The sequence below is a fragment of the Pseudomonas baltica genome (assembly GCF_014235765.1).
GTDB lineage: Bacteria > Pseudomonadota > Gammaproteobacteria > Pseudomonadales > Pseudomonadaceae > Aquipseudomonas > Aquipseudomonas baltica.
In genome coordinates this window covers 500,330-519,836 of sequence record NZ_JACMYH010000002.1, presented here as the reverse complement: position 1 = coordinate 519,836, position 19,507 = coordinate 500,330, and the positions used below count along the sequence as shown (strand labels likewise).

Here is a 19,507-nt window from a genome sequence, read left to right as displayed (position 1 = left end):
GGCACGCCCGATTCAGGCGGCGTGCGACTTCCTGCCGCGACGCCGGGCCCGCAGGCCCGACGCTGGTAGCGGGTATCAGACGACACTGATACCGCTCTGGACCCACAGATGGTGCGAGGGGTCCTCCTGGGGAGTGTAGACGTTGTACTGCACGCCGTTGTCCGTCTGTGTGGCGCCCGGCGCCCAGGTTGCGCCGGTCATGTGCACGGTGTCGTGGCTGTCGCCCAGGATCAGTAGCTTGTCGGTGCTGGCGTCGGTGACCGACAGCAGGTCGCTCAAGCTCAAGGTCAGATTGACCTTGCTGGACTGGTTCAGGTCGATGACCTCGATGTTGTTGATGCGTGCTGCCAGGTTGCTCAGGTCGATGTCGGCATCGCCACCGCTCCACTTCAGCGTATCGGTCCCGGCACCGCCGTCGACCGAGGCGAACGTCTGGTCGTAGATGACGATGGTGTCGTTGCCGTCGTGACCGTGCAAGGTCAGCGCCCCGCCTTGGGCGCCATCGAGCAGATCATCGCCCGAAGTGCCTTGCGGGTCGTGCCGGTCGCTGCCGGCAACGGCAGCGTGATCGGCGCTGGTGTCGTCACTGGTGAACGACGCCAGGCGCGCGAAGGTGGCCGGCGTGGCGGCGTTGTTGAGGTTGATGGTCAGGGTGGCGGTATCACTGGCTCCGGTGGGGTGGTTGAGTTGATAGGTGAACACGTCGGTCTGGCCAATAACGGCGCTGCCCTGATTCAAAGTCGGTGTATAGGCATAGCTGCCATCGGCATTGACCAGCAGCGCGCCATGGGCACCGGCAATGGTGACGCCGTTGACCCCAGGCAGAACGAAGGCGCCGGCACTCAGCACGCTGAGCGAGGTGTACGAGGAACCCAGTACATCGGCGCCCGCCCCGGTCAGCAGGTTGCCCACCGCCGTGGTGGCGCTGCCGACCACGAAGGTGCTGGTGGACGTCGCCTCCTGACGTACTGCGGCGGTGTAGCTCGATGCCACTCCCAGGCCACCGTTGGTGACGACCAGGCGGTAGGTGCCGGCAGTCTGGTCCTCGACGCGCACACCCAGGCCAGCGCTGCCGATCGCGATCAGGTTGGCACCCGAATAGGACCCTACCTGAACATAGGTGCCGTTGGCCTGCAGCTTGGACAGCACGAAGTTGACCGGCGACAGCAGCGACAGGCCGCTGCCGGTGACCGACAAGGTCAGGTCGCTCAAGGTGTTCGGCGCCACGGTGAACGTGAACTCGCCGCGACCGCCGAGCAAGCTGCTGTCATAGCGACCGATCGTGGCCGTGGTGTCGGTGAACTGGCCGACCAGGCTCAAGGCACTCGCTGCGGTGTCATTGATGGCATCCACCAGCGTGGCGTTGGCGGCCAGGTTGTTGGGGTTCCACACTTCGTTGACGTTGGCGCTGTCGATGCGCACGTACAGATGGGCCGTCGAGCTCAAGCCATTGGGGTGCACCAACTGGTACTGGAAGTCTTCGACCTTGCCCACGCTGGCGACTGCCCCGCTCGGGTTGTAGGTGTACTTGCCGGTACTGTCGATGGTCAGTTGGCCGTACAGGCCCTGCACCATGGTGCCCGCACCGGCCGTCACGTAGGTGCCGTTCTTGAGTACCTGCAACACCGCACCGTTGTCCGGCCCGGTGCGGTCGGCCAGGCCGTTCACACCGGGATCGGTGATGACGTTACCGTCCAACGGTGCCGGGGTGCCGGTGAACTGGGTCAGGCTGGTGGTCACGAACTGGATCTGCGTGGTCAGGCTGTCGAGCAGCGAAACCAGACTGCTGGCGACCGTCAGGCGATAGTTGCCGGCTTGCAGCAAGCCTATGTCGGCCTGCACCTGGTTAGTCCCCAGCCCGATCAGATTGAGCAACTGCGGATTGGTCGTGCTGTTGGCCAGGGTTATCCAGTTACCGGCGGCGTTCTGCACCTCCAGAGCGAAGGCCGAAGCTGGCAGCACACCGAGCAAGGCGTTGTTGGTCACCGTGATCAACGGATCGGTCACGGTACCGGCAGCCACCGTGAAACCGAACGCCTTCACCTGGCCCAGCAGCAGGCTGACGCTGGTGTTGGTGTACTCGCTGGCCACCGTGACCGGCGTGATGTTGACCGTAGCGGTTGCCAGGTTGTTGGAGGCGATCACCGGTTCGTTGACGTCGATGTCCGGTGCCACCACAGCCGCGCCGGCGCTGACGTTGCCGCGCCCGTCGGTGAGCGTGACACTCAGGCGCTCGCCGTTGATCTGCGCGGCGTTCAAGGCCACGGTGAAGGTGCCATCAGCCCCCACGGTGACCGGCGCTACGTTGAGCACGACGCCGTTGGCAGCCTTGACGCTGACCGTGGCGCCCGGCTCGCCGGTACCGCGCAGGGTCAGGCCATCGCCCGCCACTACCAGCCCGGTGGCCAGGCTCGGTGGGGTCAGGTCCGGCGCGGTGGTGGTGGCCGTCGGCGAAACGTTGGCGGCGGCATCGGCCTGGCTGACGGTCAGCACCTGGCTGTTGATCTGCGCGGCATTGAGGGTAACGCTGTAGGTGCCGTTGGCGGCGACCAGCGCCGTGCCCAGCACGCTGGCGCCACTGCGCACGGTGACGGTGGCCCCCGCCTCGCCGGTGCCCGACACCACTGTGCCGCTGGCACTGATAGTGGCGGTTGGCGCAGCCGGTGGCGTGGTGTCGGCCACACCTAGTTGGCCCGCTGCGGACACGTTGCCGGCCGCATCGGTGAGGGTCACGCGCAGCGCGCCTCCGTTGAGCTGCGGCGCAGCCAGTGTCACCGTGAACAGACCCAGCGCATTCACCGGCCCCTCGGCCAGCAGAGCGTTGTTGGCCCCGTAGACCTTGACGGTGCTGTTGGCTTCGCCGACGCCGCTCAGGCTCACACCGCCGACCAGCAACAGTGCGGTCGGTGCGTTCGGCGCGGTGGCATCACGGGCCGTGAGTGTGGTGATCGGCGACGTCAGCCCGGCGGCATCGGTCTGCACCACGGTCAGTTGCTGACCATTGAGCTGCGCGGCGCTGAGGCCGACGCTGAAGTTGCCGCTGGCATCGACCACGGCGTTGCCCAATGCCACGCCGCCAACGTTGACGGTCACCCGCGCGCCGGCCTCGCCCTGCCCGCTCACGCTGCTGCCATTGGTGGCCAGCGCGACGTTGACCAGCGCCGTCGGTGGGGTGGTGTCGAGTGCCAGGAACGGCGTGCCCACCGACACATTGCCGGCGGCATCGGCCAGCTTGACGCTGAGCAGTTGGCCATTGAGTTGCGGGCTGCTCAACGTGACCGCGAAGGTGCCGTTGGGCAGCACGGTGGCCGTGCCGATGGCAACCCCTGCAGCGTTGTAGACGGTGGCGATGGCACCGGCTTCACCGGTACCGCTGAGGGTCTGCCCGGCATTGCTCAGGCCGGTGATCACCGGTGCCACGGGTGCGACGATATCGGGCGCGGCGATGCTGACCGCCGTGGACACGTTCTGCGCGGCATCCACCTGCACCGCCGTCAGGGTACCGCCGTTGGCCTGGGCCACTGGCAGTACCACGGCGAAGCTGCCGTTCAAACCGACCACGCCAGTGCCTACCACCACGCCGGCGGCATTGGTGACCCGCACGGTGGCGCCCACCTCGCCCCGGCCGGTAACCAGCGTTCCGGTACCGTTGACGTCCAGTGCGGTGATGGGCACCGGCGCGGTGCTGTCGACCGAGGTGTAGAAGGTCGCGATCGACGTAAGCGCGCCTTTGGTGGCGTGCAGTTCGAGCACCTGGCCGTTGGCCTGGGGTGGATTGAGCGTCACGGTAAAGGTGGTACCGGTGGTGACACCGGTGCCGAGCACGGTCCCGGCGGCGTTGCGCACCACCACGGTAGTGCCCGCCTCGGTGGTGCCGGTCAGGGTCACGCCGTTGCTGGTGATGGTGCTGACCTGCGGCGCGGCCGGTGGCAGCTCCACAGGAATGTTCAACGAGGCGATAGCCGAAGGATTGCCCGCCGCATCGGTCTGGATCACGGTCAACAGCTGACCACCGAGGGCAGCCGGCAGCAGCGGCACCTGGAAGTTGCCATTGACGTCGACCACCGCCGTGCCAAGCACCACAGGGGTCTGCCCGACCAGCAACCCGACAGTCACGGTCGCCCCGGCCTCGCCCTTGCCGGTGAGCACGGTGCCAGCGGCATTCACCACCAGTTGCGTGGCCAGGCTCGGTGGGGTGATATCGGGAACGGTCAAACGTGCCAGCGCGGATTTGTTGCCAGCGGCATCCTGGGCGTACACCTCCAGCGTCCCGCCATTGAGTTGTGCCAGGCTCAGCGGCACGCTGAAGGTGCCATTGGCGCCGACCAGAACGTTGCCCAGCGCAGCGCCCTGAGCGTTGCTCACGAACACTCTCGCGCCCGCCTCCGCCGTGCCGTTGAACAGCAGACCGTTGGCGCTCAGGCCCAGCCCCGCCGGCAGCGCCGGTGGGGTCAGGTCAGGGGCGTTGACGGTGACCCCGGCAGAGGTGTTCCCCGCAGCGTCGCGCTGGACCAGCAGCAAGGCTTCGAAGTTGGTCTGCGGGGTGCTCAGGGTCACGTTGAAGGTGCCGTCTGCGGCGACCACGGCGGTGCCCAGTGTCGCGTTCAGCGGACCGGTGACGGTCACCGTCGCGCCGGCTTCGCCACGCCCGGTGACGATACGACCGTCGGCGCTGACCGCCGTCAGGGTCAATGCCAGTGGCGCGGTGACATCCGGTACGGCAAAGTTGAACGGCAGCGAGACGTTGCCAGCCACGTCGGCCTGGGTCACGACAAGCACCTGGCCGTTGAGTTGAGGGGTAGCCAGGTTGACGGTGAAATTACCGTCGACATCGGCAGTCGCCGCGCCAATCTGCACACCCAGCACGTTCTTGACCACGATGCGCGCGAGCGCTTCGCCGCTGCCGGTCAGTTGCAGGCCGCTGGTCGATACCGCCAGGTTGACCAGTGCGGTCGGAGCCTGGAGATCGCTGGCAGTAATGGTGACCGCAGCGGAGGCGTTGCCGGCGGCATCGACCTGGCGGACGCTGAGCACTTCACCGTTGATCTGCGCCACGCCGAGCGTGACGCTGTAGGTGCCATCGGCGTTGACCGTGCCGGTGCCCACCGACACATTGAGGTTGTTGCGGATGATCAACTGCGCGCCGGGCTCGCCGGTACCGGTGAGCAGCGTGCCGGTCGCGTTCAGCGCCAGAATGGTCGGCGCCGCCGGCGGCGTGGTGTCGCCGGCCAGCAGGCTGCCTGGGCCCGAGACATTGCCAGCCGCGTCGGTCAGCGTCACCACCAGCGACTGACCGTTGAGCTGCGCCGGCAACGTCACCTGGAAGGTACCATCGGCCGCTACGGTGGTCGCCGTGCCCAGGGTCACGCCTGCCGCGTTCTTCACCAGCACGGTGGCATTGGCTTCGCCCACGCCACTGAGCACGGTACCGCTGGCATTGAGCAGCAGTTGCGTCGGCGCAGCCGGTGGGGTCAGGTCCGGAGCGAAGATCGGGGTGTTCGCACCCACGTTGCCGGACACATCCGTCTGGGCCACGGTCAGCGGCTGATTGTTGATCTGCGCCGGCGACAGGGTCACAACGAAGCTGTTGTCGGCTGCCACCTGGGCGCTGCCCAAGACTACACCGGCGGCGTCGCGCACGGTCACCGTGGCGCCAGGCTCTCCCCGGCCGGTGACAGTGGCCCCGGTGGTGAGGTTGATTGCAACCTGGGTCAGCAATTCGGGTGCAGTGGTGTCCGGCGAATTGATCGTCCCGATCGGCGAGACATTGCCTGCGGCATCGGTCTGCACCAGGTTCAGAAGCTCGCCGGTGATCACCGCTGGCGTCAGAGTGACGCTGAAATTGCCCGCCGCCGAGACCGCGCCGCTGCCCAGTAAGGTACCGTCCAGCCGGGTCACGCTGACCACGGCACCGGGCTCGCCCTTGCCGGTCAACAGGCTGGTCAATGCGCCGTCATTGCTGATGGCGATATTGGTCAAAGGCACCGGTGCGGTGGTGTCGCCCGCCAGAACGGCGCCCGGCACCGACACGTTGCCCGCGGCATCGGTCAGGGTCACGCCCAGGGCCTGGCCGTTGACCTGCGCCTGGCTCAACACCACCTGGAAGCTGCCATCGAGCAGGACCGTGGCGGTGCCCAGAATGACGTTCTGAGCGTTGGTGACCGTAACCACTGCACCCGGTTCGCCCGTGCCGGTCAGCACCAGGCCCTGGTTGATGACCGCCAGATCGGCCGGCGCTGCGGGTGGCGTACGGTCGCCGGCGAGCGTGACGAGGGGCAGCGAAGCGTTGCCGGCCAGGTCGGTCTGCACCACGCTCAAGGCTTGGCCGTTGAGTTGTGGCGTGGCCAGGTTGGCGACGAACACCCCTGTCACTGCGACCACGGCGGTGCCCAACATCACGTTGCCAGGGCCAGTGATCACCACGGTTGCACCGGCTTCGCCGCGCCCGCTCAGCACCGTGCCGTCGAGGCTGACCGACAGTGCGCCAAGGTTGGTGGGGGCGGTCACGTCCGGCGCCGTCAATTGCGCCGGCAGCGAGGTCAGCGCGCCGTCGGCGGCCGTGACCTGGAGGATCTCGCCATTGAGCTGGGCAGCAGAAAGCTGCAACTGGAAGGCGCCGCTGCCATCGACGATCGCAGTGCCCAGAACGGTCCCCTGCAGGTTGCGCACGGTGATCAGGTTGCCGACATCACCCTGGCCCACCAACTGCAGGCCATCAGTGCTGAGCAGCAGTGCGGTCGGTACATCCGGGCCATTGGTGTCCGGTGTGGTGACCGTAACGACGGTCGAAACGTTGCCGGCCGGGTCGGCCTGGGTGACGCTGAGCAAGGTGCGGTCGCCGGAAATCGGATTGAGCGTCACGGTGAAATTGCCGTTGCCATCGACCGTGGCCGTGCCGACCGAAATACCGCCCACGCCGAGTACGGTGACTTGCGCGCCGATTTCGCCCTTACCGGTCAGCAGCGCGCCGTCGGCGCTGACCACAAGGTCGGTGACCGGGTTCGGCACAGTGGTGTCGGGTGCGACCACGAGGGTGGTCGACGACACGTTGCCCGCCGCGTCGGTAGAGGTGACCAGCAAGGTCTGGCCATTGGTCTGCGCCGCCCCCAGAACGACTTGGTAGCTGCCGTTGGGCGCGACCGTGGCGGTGCCCAGCACATTGCCCTGGGCATCGCTGACGATCACCGTGACCACGGTGCCCGGTTCCGCAACTCCCACCACTGCCCCGCCGTTGAGGTCGACGGCAGCGGTAGGAGCCACAGGCGGCGTGCTGTCCACCGCCGGCACCAGCGCCGTTGGCGAAAGGTTGCCGGCCACATCGGTCTGCGACACCGCAAGGTTGCCGCCGCCCAGTTGCGCGACCGCGAACGGTACGGTGAAGGTGCCGGTAACGCCGATGACGACGCTGCCCAGCGCAGTACCATCGGGCGCGAGTACGGTAACGGTGGCGCCCACTTCGCCGCGACCGGTCAGTTGGGTGCCATCGGCACTGGCCAGCAGATCGGTCAGTGCGCTCGGCGCGGTCAGGTCGAGGGCCTGCACCTGCGCAGGCACCGAGACCAGCGCACCGAGGTTGGCAACCACTTCCAGCTGTTCGCCGTTGAGCTGCGGGCTCGACAGCGCGACCGTGAAAGCACCGTTGCCATCGGCCACCGCGGTGCCCAGCACCACGCCGGTGGCACTGCGTACGGTCACGGTATTGCCAGCATCGGCCAGACCGCTCAGCTGCAGGCCGTTGCCACTGAGCAGCAGCGCGCTGGGTTGGTCCGGGCCGGTGCCATCGGGTGCGGTTACGTCCACGTCGTCCGACGCGTTACCCGCGGCATCTTCTTGTAGGACGGTGAGCACGTCCCCTGGGGCGACAGGGGCAGTGAGGGTGATGAGGAAGCTGCCCGTGGCACCGACCACGCCGATACCGATCACGGTGCCGCCCGCGTCGCGCACGGTCACCTCGGCAGCCGGCTCGCCGCGGCCAGCCAGCAGATCGCCGTTCGGGCTGATCACCAGCGCGGTGACCGGCGCAGGTGGGGTGGTGTCCAGCGCGAACAGCGTGGTGCTGGCGGACACGTTGCCGGCGGCATCGGTGGTGGTCACCAGCAAGGTCTGGCCGTTGGCCTGCGCGGTGCCCAGGTCGACCTCGTAGCTGCCATCGGCGGCCACCGTGGCAGTGCCCAGCACATTGCCTTGAGCATCGCTGACGATGACCGTGACCCGCGTGCCGGGTTCGGCGGTGCCGGTCACCAGGGTGCCGGCAGGATTGAGCACCGCTGCGGGAGCGTCGGGCAGCGTGCTGTCGCGAGCAACCACGATCACGGCTGTGGATGGGTTGTTGCCGCCGTCCACCTGCACGGCACTGAGCACCTGACCATTGGTCTGCGCGACGTTCAGCGACACGGTAAAGGCGCCGGTGACGCCGACCGTCGCCGTGCCCAGCACGGCGTTGTCGGGGCCCCGAATGGTGACGATCGAGCCGGCCTCGCCGCGCCCGGTGACCTGGGTGCCGTCGAGGCTGACCAGCAGGTTGCTGATCAGGCCGGGCGGCGTGGTGTCGGCCACCGTGATCAGCGCAGGCAGCGATACCAGTGCGCCGCTGGTGGCGATGACTTCGAGGGTTTCACCATTGGTCTGGGCCGCGTTCAGTGCGACCTGGAAATTGCCCGTGGCGTCCACCACTGCCGTGCCCAGTACCACGCCCGTCACGCTGCGCACGGTAATGGTGTTGCCGACATCGCCCTGCCCGCTGAGGGTCAGGCCGTTGCCGCCCAGCAGCAGCGCCGTGGGTTGATCGGGACCGTTGACATCCGGGGCGACCACGACGGTTGCCGTCGACACGTTGCGGGCCGCATCGGTCAAGGTGACGTTGAGCACCTCGTTTTCGCTGGCGGCGCGCAGCAGCACGACTGTGAAAATACCGTTCGGACCGACCGCTGCGGTGCCGAGCACGTCGCCGTTGACGGCAAGCACGGTGGCAGTGCTGCCGATTTCGCCTTGGCCAACCACGGTCAGACCATCAAGGCTGACGCCCAAGGCAATGGGCGCATCCGGCGCGGTGAGGTCGGCGGCGATCACGGTGATGCTGGTCGAGGTGTTGCCGGCGGCATCGGTCGACGTGACCAGCAGCGTCTGGCCGTTGGTTTGCGGGAACGCCAGGTCGACCTGGAAGGTGCCGTTGGCCGCGACCGTGGCCGTGCCCAGCACATTGCCCTGGGCGTCACTGACCACGACCGAGACCACGCTGCCGGGTTCTGCCTTGCCGATCACCGCCCCGCCCTGCGGCGTGAGCACCACATCGGTCGGCGCTGCCGGCGCCTGCAGGTCCGGTGCGATCAGCGTGACGTTGGCGGAGAAATTGCCGGCGGCATCGACCTGGCTGACAGTGAGCTGCTGCAGGTTTACCTGAGGATTGTTCAGCGTGATGGTGAACTGCCCGCTGGCATTGACGTCGGCGCGGCCCAGCTCGGTGTTGCCGAGCAATACGCGAACCGAAGCACCGGCCTCGCCGCGACCGCTGACCACCAGGCCATCGGCGCTGATGAGCACTTCGCTGAGCGCGGTGGGCGGAGTAATGTCCGGCGCCTGCAGCGCAACCGGCACCGAGGCGTTGCCGGCCGCGTCGGTCTGCAGCACGTCCAGAAGCTGGCCGTTGGCCTGGGGAGAATCGAGCACCAGACTGAACGTGCCATTGGCGGCAACCACGGCCGAGCCGAGCACGGTGCCGGCGACGCTGGTGACGGTGACGGTCGCACCCGCTTCGCCGCGCCCGGTGATCAGGCTGCCGTCGGCGTTGATGACAGGCGCCACCACCGCCACCGGTGCAAGGGTGTCGCGGCCAACCACACTGCCCACCACGGACAGGTTGCCCGCGCTGTCGCCGAGGGTGACCCTCAGAGTACCGCCGTCGATCTGCGGCGCGTCCAGGGTGATCTGGAACGTGCCGTTGGCGTTCACGGTGCCGGTGCCGACCTGGACGCCCAGGGCGTTGCGCACCACCACGTTGGCACCCGCCTCGCCGGCGCCGGTCAACACTGTGCCGACATCGTTGAGCACCAGCGCGACCGGCGCTGCGGGCGCGGTCAGGTCAGGCGCGATCAGGGTCACGCCCAGCGACAGGTTGCCGGCCGCATCGGCCTGGGTCACGGTGAGCACCTGAAGGTTGGTCTGGGCCGGCACCAGGTTGACCGTGAAGGTGCCGTCCGTGGCCACCGTGGCGGTGCCGACAGACTGGTTCAGCGCGTTGCGCACGGTGACTTGCGCGCCTGCCTCGCCGTTGCCGGTAACCAGCGCGCCGTTGGCGCTGAGCTGGACGTTGGCAAGCAGGTCGGGCGCGGTGGTGTCTCCGGCAGTCAGCGACACCGGAATCGAGACACGACCAATCGCGTCACTGGCCTGCACGCTCAGCACTTCGCCGTTGCGTTGCGGGGCATCGAGCAGGATGCTGAACGTACCCAACGCATTGACCGTACCACTGCCCAGCAGCACGCCCGTGGTACTGGTAACGCGGATGAGCGCCCCCGCCGAACCGGTGCCGGTCAGGATCGCGCCTTCCAGGGTCAGCAGCAGATTGGCCGGAGCGATCGGCGCACCGCCGTCCGGGCCGTTGACCTGCGCCGGCAGCGAGGGGTTGCCGGCGGCATCGGTTTCGATCACGGTCAGCACGTCGCTGAGGGTGGCGGGCCGGTTCAAGGTAATCAGGAAAGTACCGTTCGCGTTCACCGTGCCGGTGCCGAGCAGATCGCCGTTGGCGGCGGTGATGCGCACCGTGGCATTGGCCTCGCCCGAGCCGCTGAGCAAGGTGCCGTCGGCGCTGACCACCAGATTGCTGACCGCGACCGGTGGGGTGATGTCGGCTGCCAGCAGGGTGGCCGACGCCGAGGTATTGCCTGCGGCATCGGTGGCCGTGACGCGCAGGGCCTGGCCATTGGCCTGGGCAGACGCCAGGGTAATGGCGAAGGTGCCATCGCTGCCGGCAACGCCGCTGCCGATGACTTGGCCCTGGGCTCCGGTGATGCTGACGGTAGCACCTGCCTCGGTGACACCCGAAAGCAGCGTACCCGCCAGGCTCAGCGACAGCCCGGTAGGCACTGCCGGAGCGGTGATGTCGGCTGCCTGCAGGCTGAAGGTAGGCGAGACGTTGCTGGCGGCGTCGACCTGCACCAGCGACAACGTCTGACCATTGAGTTGCGGACTGCTCAAAATGACAGTGAAGCTGCCGTCCGCGGCCACCACAGTGCTGCCCAACGACACACCGGCGGCACTGCGCACGGTCACATTGGCTCCCGCCTCACCCGTACCACTGACCAGCCGTCCGTCGTTGCTGAGCACGACGTTGAGCAGCGCGGTCGGCGCGGTGGTGTCCGGGGCGCTCAGCGGTGTGGCTGGCGAGGTGTTGCCCGCCGCATCGCTCTGCGTGACGGCCAACAGTTGGCCGGCTGCCTGCGGCGTGTCCAGGCTGATCTGGAAGCGGCCATTGGCGCCTACCACGCCACTGCCGACGAGGTCGCCGTTGGCATTTCTGATTTGAACGGTTGCACCGATCTCGCCGGTACCACTGAGCGACGACCCGGTGCTGTCGAGTACCAGCGCAGCGGGCGCCAACGGAGCCAGGGTATCGCCTGCCTGCACGCTGACCACTGCCGACTCGTTGCCGGCCGGGTCGCGTTGCGACAGAGTAAGGGTCTGGCCATTGTTCTGGGCTTGATTCAGGTTGACGCTGAACAGACCATTTGCATCGACCACGCCGGTGCCCAGCACCGCGCCATTGCTGGCGAACACGGTAACCGTGGCACCTGCTTCGCCACGCCCGCTGACCACCAGGCCATCGGCGCTTACCAGCGGCTGCAGCACGCTGCCGGGCAGGGTCAGGTCCGGTGCGGTCACAGTGGCCGGCACCGAACTGTTGCCCGCCCCGTCGACCTGGTTGACCTGCAAGCGTTGCGCATCTATCTGCGGCGGCGTCAGCGTCACACTGAACTGCCCGCTGATGCCGACGATGGCCGTGGCAATCGTCACGCCGGCCGGGTTGAGTACGGTGACCGTGGCGCCTGCTTCGCCGCGCCCGGTGATCAGGCTGCCGTCATTGCTGATGACGACATTGGTCAGCGCCGGAGCTGTGCTGTCGATGGCGGTAAGCTGGCCGGGCAGCGAATTGAAGCCACCGCTGCTGGCCACGACATCCAGTTGCTCGCCATTGGTCTGCGCCGCGCTCAAGGTCAGCTGGAACGTGCCATCGGCATTGACCGTAGTGGTGCCCAGCACGCCAGTGGGGCCGCGCACGGTGATGGTATTGCCCGCGTCGGCAATACCGCTCAGGCGCAGACCGTCGGCGCTGAGCACCAGCGCGGTAGGTTGATCGGGCCCGTTGGCGTCGGGCACCGTCACGCTGGCGGGCAGCGAAACATTGTCGAAACGGTCGGTGAGCGTCACGCTCAGCACGGCGTTCTGTGCGACGGGTGTCAGGGTGACCAGGAAGCTGCCAGTCGGCCCGACGGTGCCGGTACCGATCTGCGTGCCTTGGGCATCGAACACGGTGACCGTGGCACCGGCTTCGCCTTTGCCGGCCAACAGCGTACCTGCAGGATTGACCGCAAGGTCGGTGGCCAGGTTGGGCGCGGTGAGGTCGGCGGCAATGACGGTGATCGAGGTGGACACGTTGCCGGCGGCATCGGTGGAGGTCACCAGCAGCGTCTGGCCATTGGTCTGCGGCGTGTTCAGGTTGACCTGGAAAGTGCCGTTGGCGGCGACGGTCGCAGTGCCCAGCACATTGCCCTGGGCGTCACTGACCACCACCGACACCACTGTGCCCGGCTCGGCCTGGCCGGTGACGGCCGAGCCTTGCGCGGTCAGCACGACGTTGGTGGGCGCGCTCGGCGCCTGCAGGTCAGGCGCAGTCAGGTTGACGTTGGCCGACAGGTTGCCGGCGGCATCGGCCTGGGTCACGGTGAGCGACTGCAGATTGATCTGCGGCGTGCTCAGGGTGACCGAGAAGCGCCCATCGGCGCCGACCGTCGCAGTGCCCAGTTCGCCACCGGCACTGGTCAATACCCGCACGGTCGCCCCCGCTTCACCCACACCGGTGACGACCGCGCCGTTGGCGCTGATGGCAACAGTGCTCAAAGCGATGGGCGCGGTCACGTCGGCGGCGACCAGCGCCACCGGCAGCGACAGGTTGCCCGCAGCGTCCACCTGCTGCACATCGAGCACCTCGCCATTGGCTTGCGCAGGTACCAGATTGACAACGAAGCTGCCGGTTGCACCGACGACGGCGCTGCCAAGCACCGCGCCATTGGCTGCGGTCACGCTGACCGTCGCGCCCACTTCACCCTTGCCGGTCAGCAGCGTGCCCGCCACATTGAGCTGCAGGCCGGTCACCACGCCCGGTGCGGTAACGTCGGCGACAGGCAGCGCCGCCGAGGGCGAAACGTTGCCTGCCGCGTCCGTCAACGTCACTTGCAAAGTGGTGCCGGTCAGCTGCGCCGTGGTCAGGGTGATCTGGAACGTGCCGTTGGCGGCCACGCTACCGTTGCCGATGATCACGCCCGCTGCATCACGCACGGCGACTGTGGTGCCCGCCTCGCCGACACCGCTGAGCACCGTGCCCAAAGCGTTCAGGCTCAAGCCCGACGCAGCCAGCGGAGCGGTGAAGTCCGGAGCAGTCACGCTGACCGCGGCCGAGACATTGCCACCCGGATCGGTCTGGGTGGCGGTCAGTACCTGACGGTCGATCAGTGCCGGGGTGAAAGCGATGCTGAAGGTGCCATCGCTGCCGACCGTGCCGGTGCCGAGCAATTGGCCCTGGGCGCCGCGCACGTTGACCGTGGCACCGGCCTCACCCGTACCGTTCAAGGTGCTGCCATTGGCGCTGAGCTGGACGTTGTCGAGGGCATCGGGTGGAGTGACGTCCAGCGCCGTGAGCAGGGTCGGCACCGACACGCGCACGCCGTCGCTGGCCTGCACGCTGAGCAGCTCGCCGTTGTTCTGCGCCGGCGAAAGGGTCAGGCTGAACTGGCCGGAGGCATTGACCACGGCCGAGCCGAGTACTGCGCCTTGCGCATCGACGACGGTCACGGTGTTGCCGGCCAGAGCAGTACCGGTGAGCGTCACGCCATCGAGGCTGATCACCAGGTTGCCGGGGGCCGCCGGCTCGTTGCCGTCCGGCCCGTTGACAGTCACGGGTGGCGACGCATTGCCGGCCGCATCGGTCTCGATCACGTTGAGGACGTCGCTCTGCAGCGCCGCACGATTCAGTGCAATGACGAAAATACCATTGGCACCGACGGTGCCGGTGCCGATCAGGTCGCCGTTGGCGGCCCGCACCGCGACGCTGGCGCCCACTTCACCGGTGCCCGACAGCGTCAGGCCATTTGCGCTGATCGCCAGGTTGCCGACCGCAAGCGGCGCGGTGGTGTCGGCGGCGACCAGGGTGCTGGCCGCCGAGCTGTTGCTGGCCGCATCGGTGGCCACGGCCTTGAGGCTCTGGCCATTGGTCTGGGCCGCGCTCAAGGTAATGCTGAAGGTTCCATTGGCTGCCACTGTGCCGGTGCCCAGCAGCGTGCCTTGTGCATTGGTGATGCGCACGGTGGCGCCCGCCTCGCCGGTACCGGTCAGCACCAGCCCGCTGGCGTCCAGCGCCAGGGCCGCCGGGGCGCCGGGCGCAGTCACATCGGCAGCGGTGACGAAGGTGGTCGGCGAGACGTTGCCGCTTGGGTCGGTCTGGGCGGCGCCCAGGCGTTCGCCGTTGACTTGAGCGCTGGCCAGGCCAACGCTGAAGGTGCCATCACTGCCCACCACGGCGCTGCCAAGGACGGCGCCGTTGGCCGCGCGAACGGTGACCGTGGCCCCGCTCTCACCCGTACCGGTCACGCTCAGTCCATCACGGCTCAGGAGCACATTGGCCAAGGCACCGGGAGCGGTGCTGTCAGCGGCGGTGATCGCTACCGGCACCGAAGTCTGGCCGGCGCCGTCAGTCTGGGTGACCTCCAGCAACTGGCCGTTGGCCTGGGCCGGGGACAGGCTGACCTGGAACGTACCGTTAGCCGCGACCACGGCATTGCCCAGCTCGACGCCATTGGCACCGACCACGCGCACCGTGGCACCCGCCTCGCCCACGCCGGTCAATACGGTTCCGCTGCCGTTGAGCTGCAAGGCACCGGGTGCGCCAGGCGCATCGGTGTCGGGTGCTTGCGCAAGGGCGATGGGCGAGCGGTTGCCGGCAGCGTCGCTCTGGCTGACGCTGAGGTTCTGGCCGTTGGTCTGGGCGGCGTTCAGGGTGAGGCTGAACAAGCCGTCGCTGCCCACCGTTGCCGTGCCCAGCGCGACGCCGTTCGGCGCGAGCACCGTAACGGTGGCGCCGACTTCGCCGCGTCCGGTCAGGGTCAGGCCGTCGTTGCTCACGGCCAATTGCGAGAGCGCGGCCGGTGCGGTCAGGTCGGGCGCGGTCAGGTCGACGGCGGTGGCGCTGTTGCCCGATACATCGGTCTGGCTGACCTGAAGCTGCTGGGCATTCAGTTGCGGTGGGTTCAAGGCGACGCTGAAGGTACCGTCGGTGGCGACGGTGCCGGTACCGATCACCGCACCGTTGGCGCCCCGCACGGTGACGCTGGCGCCCGCTTCACCGCTACCGGTCACGGTGCTGCCATTGGCACTGATGGCGACGCCGCTCACCGGGTCAGGCGCGGTCGAATCGAGGGCGGTGATTTCGACCGGCACCGAGGCTTCGCCCAGCGCATCGGTGGCGACCACCGACAGCACTTCACCGTTGGTCTGGGCTTGGGTCAGGGTAATGACGAACGTGCCGTTGGCGGCCACGATGGCTGTGCCCAGCAGGTTGCCCTGCGGGCCGAAGACGTTGACGGTGTTGCCGGCGCTGCCGGTGCCGGTCAACTGCAGCCCATCGCTGCTCAATGCCAGATTGCCAGGCGTGCCCGGGCCAATCGCGTCGGGTGCCGTGATGAAGACCGGGGTCGAGACGTTCGCGGCGGCGTCGGCTTGCACCGCGCTGAGCAGGTCGCCTTCGACGGCGGCCGGCGCCAGCGCCGTGCTGAAATTGCCGTTGGCGCCGACGGTGGCGATGCCGATCACCACGCCTGCAGCATTGCTGATGGTCACCGTGGCACCCGGCTCGCCGCGCCCGGTCAGGGTCAGGCCGTCGGCGCTGATCAGCAGGTTGGTGACCGCATTCGGCGCGGTGGTATCCGGCGCCGTAAAGGGAACCGATGGCGAGCTGTTGCCGGCCGCATCCACGGCGCTCAACGTCAGTGCCTGGCCGTTGGCCTGGGCACTCGACAGGGTTACCTGGAAAGTGCCGTCGGCCGCAACCAGCGCCGTGCCCAGCACCGTGCCCGCCGCATTCTTGACCGACACCGTGGTACCGGCCTCAGCCACACCCGAGAGCACGGTACCGCCGGCATTCAGAGCCAGGTTGCTCGGCGCCACCGGTGCTTCCAGATCAGGTGCGGTCAGGGCGACATTGGCCGAGGCATTGCCGGCGGCGTCCTGTTGACCGATGAGCAGCGCCTGGCCGTTGGTCTGTGGCGGAGCCAGGGACAGGTTGAAGGTACCATCGGCAGCCACCACGCCAGTGGTCAGCAGCACCCCGCCCGCGCCACTGACAGTGATGGTATCGCCCGGTTGGCCACGGCCGCTCACCAGGCTGCCGTCGGCACTGATAGCCACTTCGCTGAGGTCCACGCCGGCGGTGATGTCCGGCGCCGTCGCCGGTACCGCAACCGAAGGATTGCCGGCGGCATCGGTCTGGCTGACGCTGAGCACTTGTCCATCGGCCTGGGCCGGGGACAGGCTCACAACGAAATTGCCAGCGGCATTGACCGTAGCAGTGCCTACCACGTTGCCCTGGGCATTGCGCACGGTCACGGTGGCGCCAGGCTCGCCGATACCGGTCAGGGTCGTGCCATCGGCATTGAAACCGATGTTGCCGACGGCGGCTGGCGCTGTGCTGTCGGGCGCAACGAAGGGCACCGGCACCGAGGTTTCGTTATCGAAATCGGTGGCTATCAGGGTCAGTGTCTCGCCGTTGGTCTGGGCCTGGCCGAGGGTAATCGAGAAGCTGCCATCGACGTTGACGATGGCGCTGCCCAGCAACACGCCCTGGCTGGTGAAGACACGCACGGTATCGCCGGCATTGCCGGTACCTGTCAGGGTCAGTCCGTCCTGGCTCAGGTTGAGGTTGTCTGGGGTGCCGGGGCCGATGTCATCAGGCACCAACATGCTGAACGTGGAGGTGACGTTACCGTTCTCGTCGGTCTGCGTGGCAGTGATCGGTTCATTGGGGGTGAGGCGCAGGGCAAAACGGATGAAAAAGCGGCCGAAAGCATTCACCACTGCGCTGCCGATGGCGTCGCCAGCGGCGTTGGTGATGGTCACGGTGTCGCCGGCCTGGCCACGGCCGCCGCAAGAGAAACCATCGGCGCTGACGACGAAATCGGTGATCGGTTCGGACACGCTGAGGTCCGGCACCTGCAACTGGCCAGGCAGCGACGCATTGCCCGCCGCATCGGTGGCCACCACGCTGAGGGTTTCGCCGTCGATCTGGGCAGCGCTCAAGGTGATCTGGAAGATGCCGCTGGCGTTGGCCGTACCGGTGCCGAGCAGTTTGCCGGCAGCGTCGCGCACCGCCACGGTAGCGCCTGCTTCGGCACGTCCGCTGAGCAGCAACCCGCTGCCGTCAATGCTCAAATTGCTCGGCGCAGACGGGGCCTCGATGTCCGGGGCCAGCACGTTGGCGGGCAACGAAACATTGCCTGAGGCGTCGGTCAGGGTAACGCCCAGGACCTGCCCGTTGGCCTGTGCAGGACTGAGATCGACGCGGAAATTGCCGCTGGCATCCACGGTCCCGGTGGCAATCAGGTTACCGGCCGCATCGGTGACATTGACCACCGTGCCGGCCTCACCGCGACCGGTCAGCACGCTGCCATTGGCGCTGACGGCCAGGCCGGTCGGCGCGTTTGGAGCGGTGGTGTCGGGGGTTGGGTCAGGCGTTGGGTCAGGCGTAGGGCCAGGGGTCAGGTCAGGCGCGATCAGGCCTGCGGCGGGCGATTGGTTGCCCGCTGCATCGGTTTGCGTGGCGCTCAAGGCTTCGCCGTTGATCTGCGGCGGGGTCAGGGTCAGGTTGAACGTGCCGTCGGCCGCTACCACGGCCGAGCCCAGGACCACGCCGGTGGCCGTGGTCACGGTGACGGTAGCGCCGGGCTCGCCGGTGCCGGTCAAGGTGCTGCCATCGGGACTGAGCGCCAGCGCACCGGGCGCTGCGGGCGCAGTGATATCGGGTGCGGTGATGACCACCGGGTCCGAACTGTTGCCCGAGCCGTCGGTGATGATCACTTCCAGCGATTCACCATTGGCCTGAGGCGTGGGGAACGCCACCTGGAAATTGCCATCGGCACCCACGGTGCCGCTGCCGACCACGTTGCCTTGGGCATCGCGAATGATCACCGAGGCATTGCTTTCGGCGCTGCCCGAAACGCTGCTGCCATCGGCGGCGAAACCGAGCCCGGTCGGGGCGCCCGGTGCCGTCGTATCAACGGGCGGTACTGGTTCCACGGGCGGTACGGGCGCGCCGCCGCCACCACCGCCGCCGCCTCCGCCGCCCACTGCAGCCGTGGTGGCGCCTACGCCTACCAGGCCGAACGCAGCGAGCAACCAGCCAGGCGTGGCACCGCTGGCGGCCGCACCGGCCAGCAGCAATTCGTCCACGGTCGAGGCTTCGGAGAAGGTAAAGCCGGTGAAGGGTTCACCGTAGTTGGCCTGCCAGAGAAAACCGTCCTGGCCTTCGAAGACCAATTCACTCTGCTGCCCGGCCGCATCGACCTTGAAGAAGTCTCCGAGCGTTATCTGCTCGCCGGATTTGAGGGTGATGGTCAGGTTGTTGCCGGAACGCGTGGCCGAAGCGACATCGCTGGGATCCACTGGCAGTTTAACCAGACTGGTATCCAACAGCTTTATATTGCCCCAGGCGATTTCCGAGGTGCTTTGCGCCGACTTCGCAGCAACAACGATACTGTCCATACCTACTCCTAGCAGATTCTTGCAGTGCATTACGGGGCACTACACAAACAACTTCACTCACACTGGGCGCCGACCGACGCCAGTGATTCAAGGTCTCTTCTAGTACTTGTCCCGAACGGGATGCTGCACACTGGGGCGATTCATCCGTAACAGCCCGGCTGCACGATGAACAATTGACAATTTTCCATGACGAGCCCACCTTAAACTTTTAACTGCTTGTTTTAGATCGACTTATGCAAAACCTTAAACTTGATTACTGCTTTATGGCGCTGCGCCATCTATTGGTTAGGCTAGTACGTGATGCTACTCAAGAGCTGACGATTTATAACAATTCTTGAATATCACATCGCCATCATTGGAAGGAGTGGAGGCGAATTCAGTGGCGCGATATTAGTTTGCGCAACAAGTAAGGGTAGATAATCGATTCATCACTCATTGAAGCGCTTGCGCGATTTGCATGTTGCAGGTGCGCAGGCGAACGCTCCCT

The 19,507-nt window shown here is 67.1% G+C and carries 1 protein-coding gene; it reads right to left on the bottom strand.

The window, feature by feature from the left end:
- Nucleotides 1-75: 75 nt before the first annotated feature.
- Entirely contained in the window at nucleotides 76-19,020 is an 18,945-nt protein-coding gene (locus H7993_RS11755; protein WP_185794493.1) for a BapA/Bap/LapF family large adhesin, read from the bottom strand.
- Between the last annotated feature and the right edge of the window lie 487 nt (nucleotides 19,021-19,507).

What these genes read in the sequence shown, in the direction of transcription:
- H7993_RS11755 (WP_185794493.1), bottom strand. Translation starts at nt 19,020, where the DNA reads ATGGACAGTATCGTTGTTGCTGCGAAGTCGGCGCAAAGCACCTCGGAA.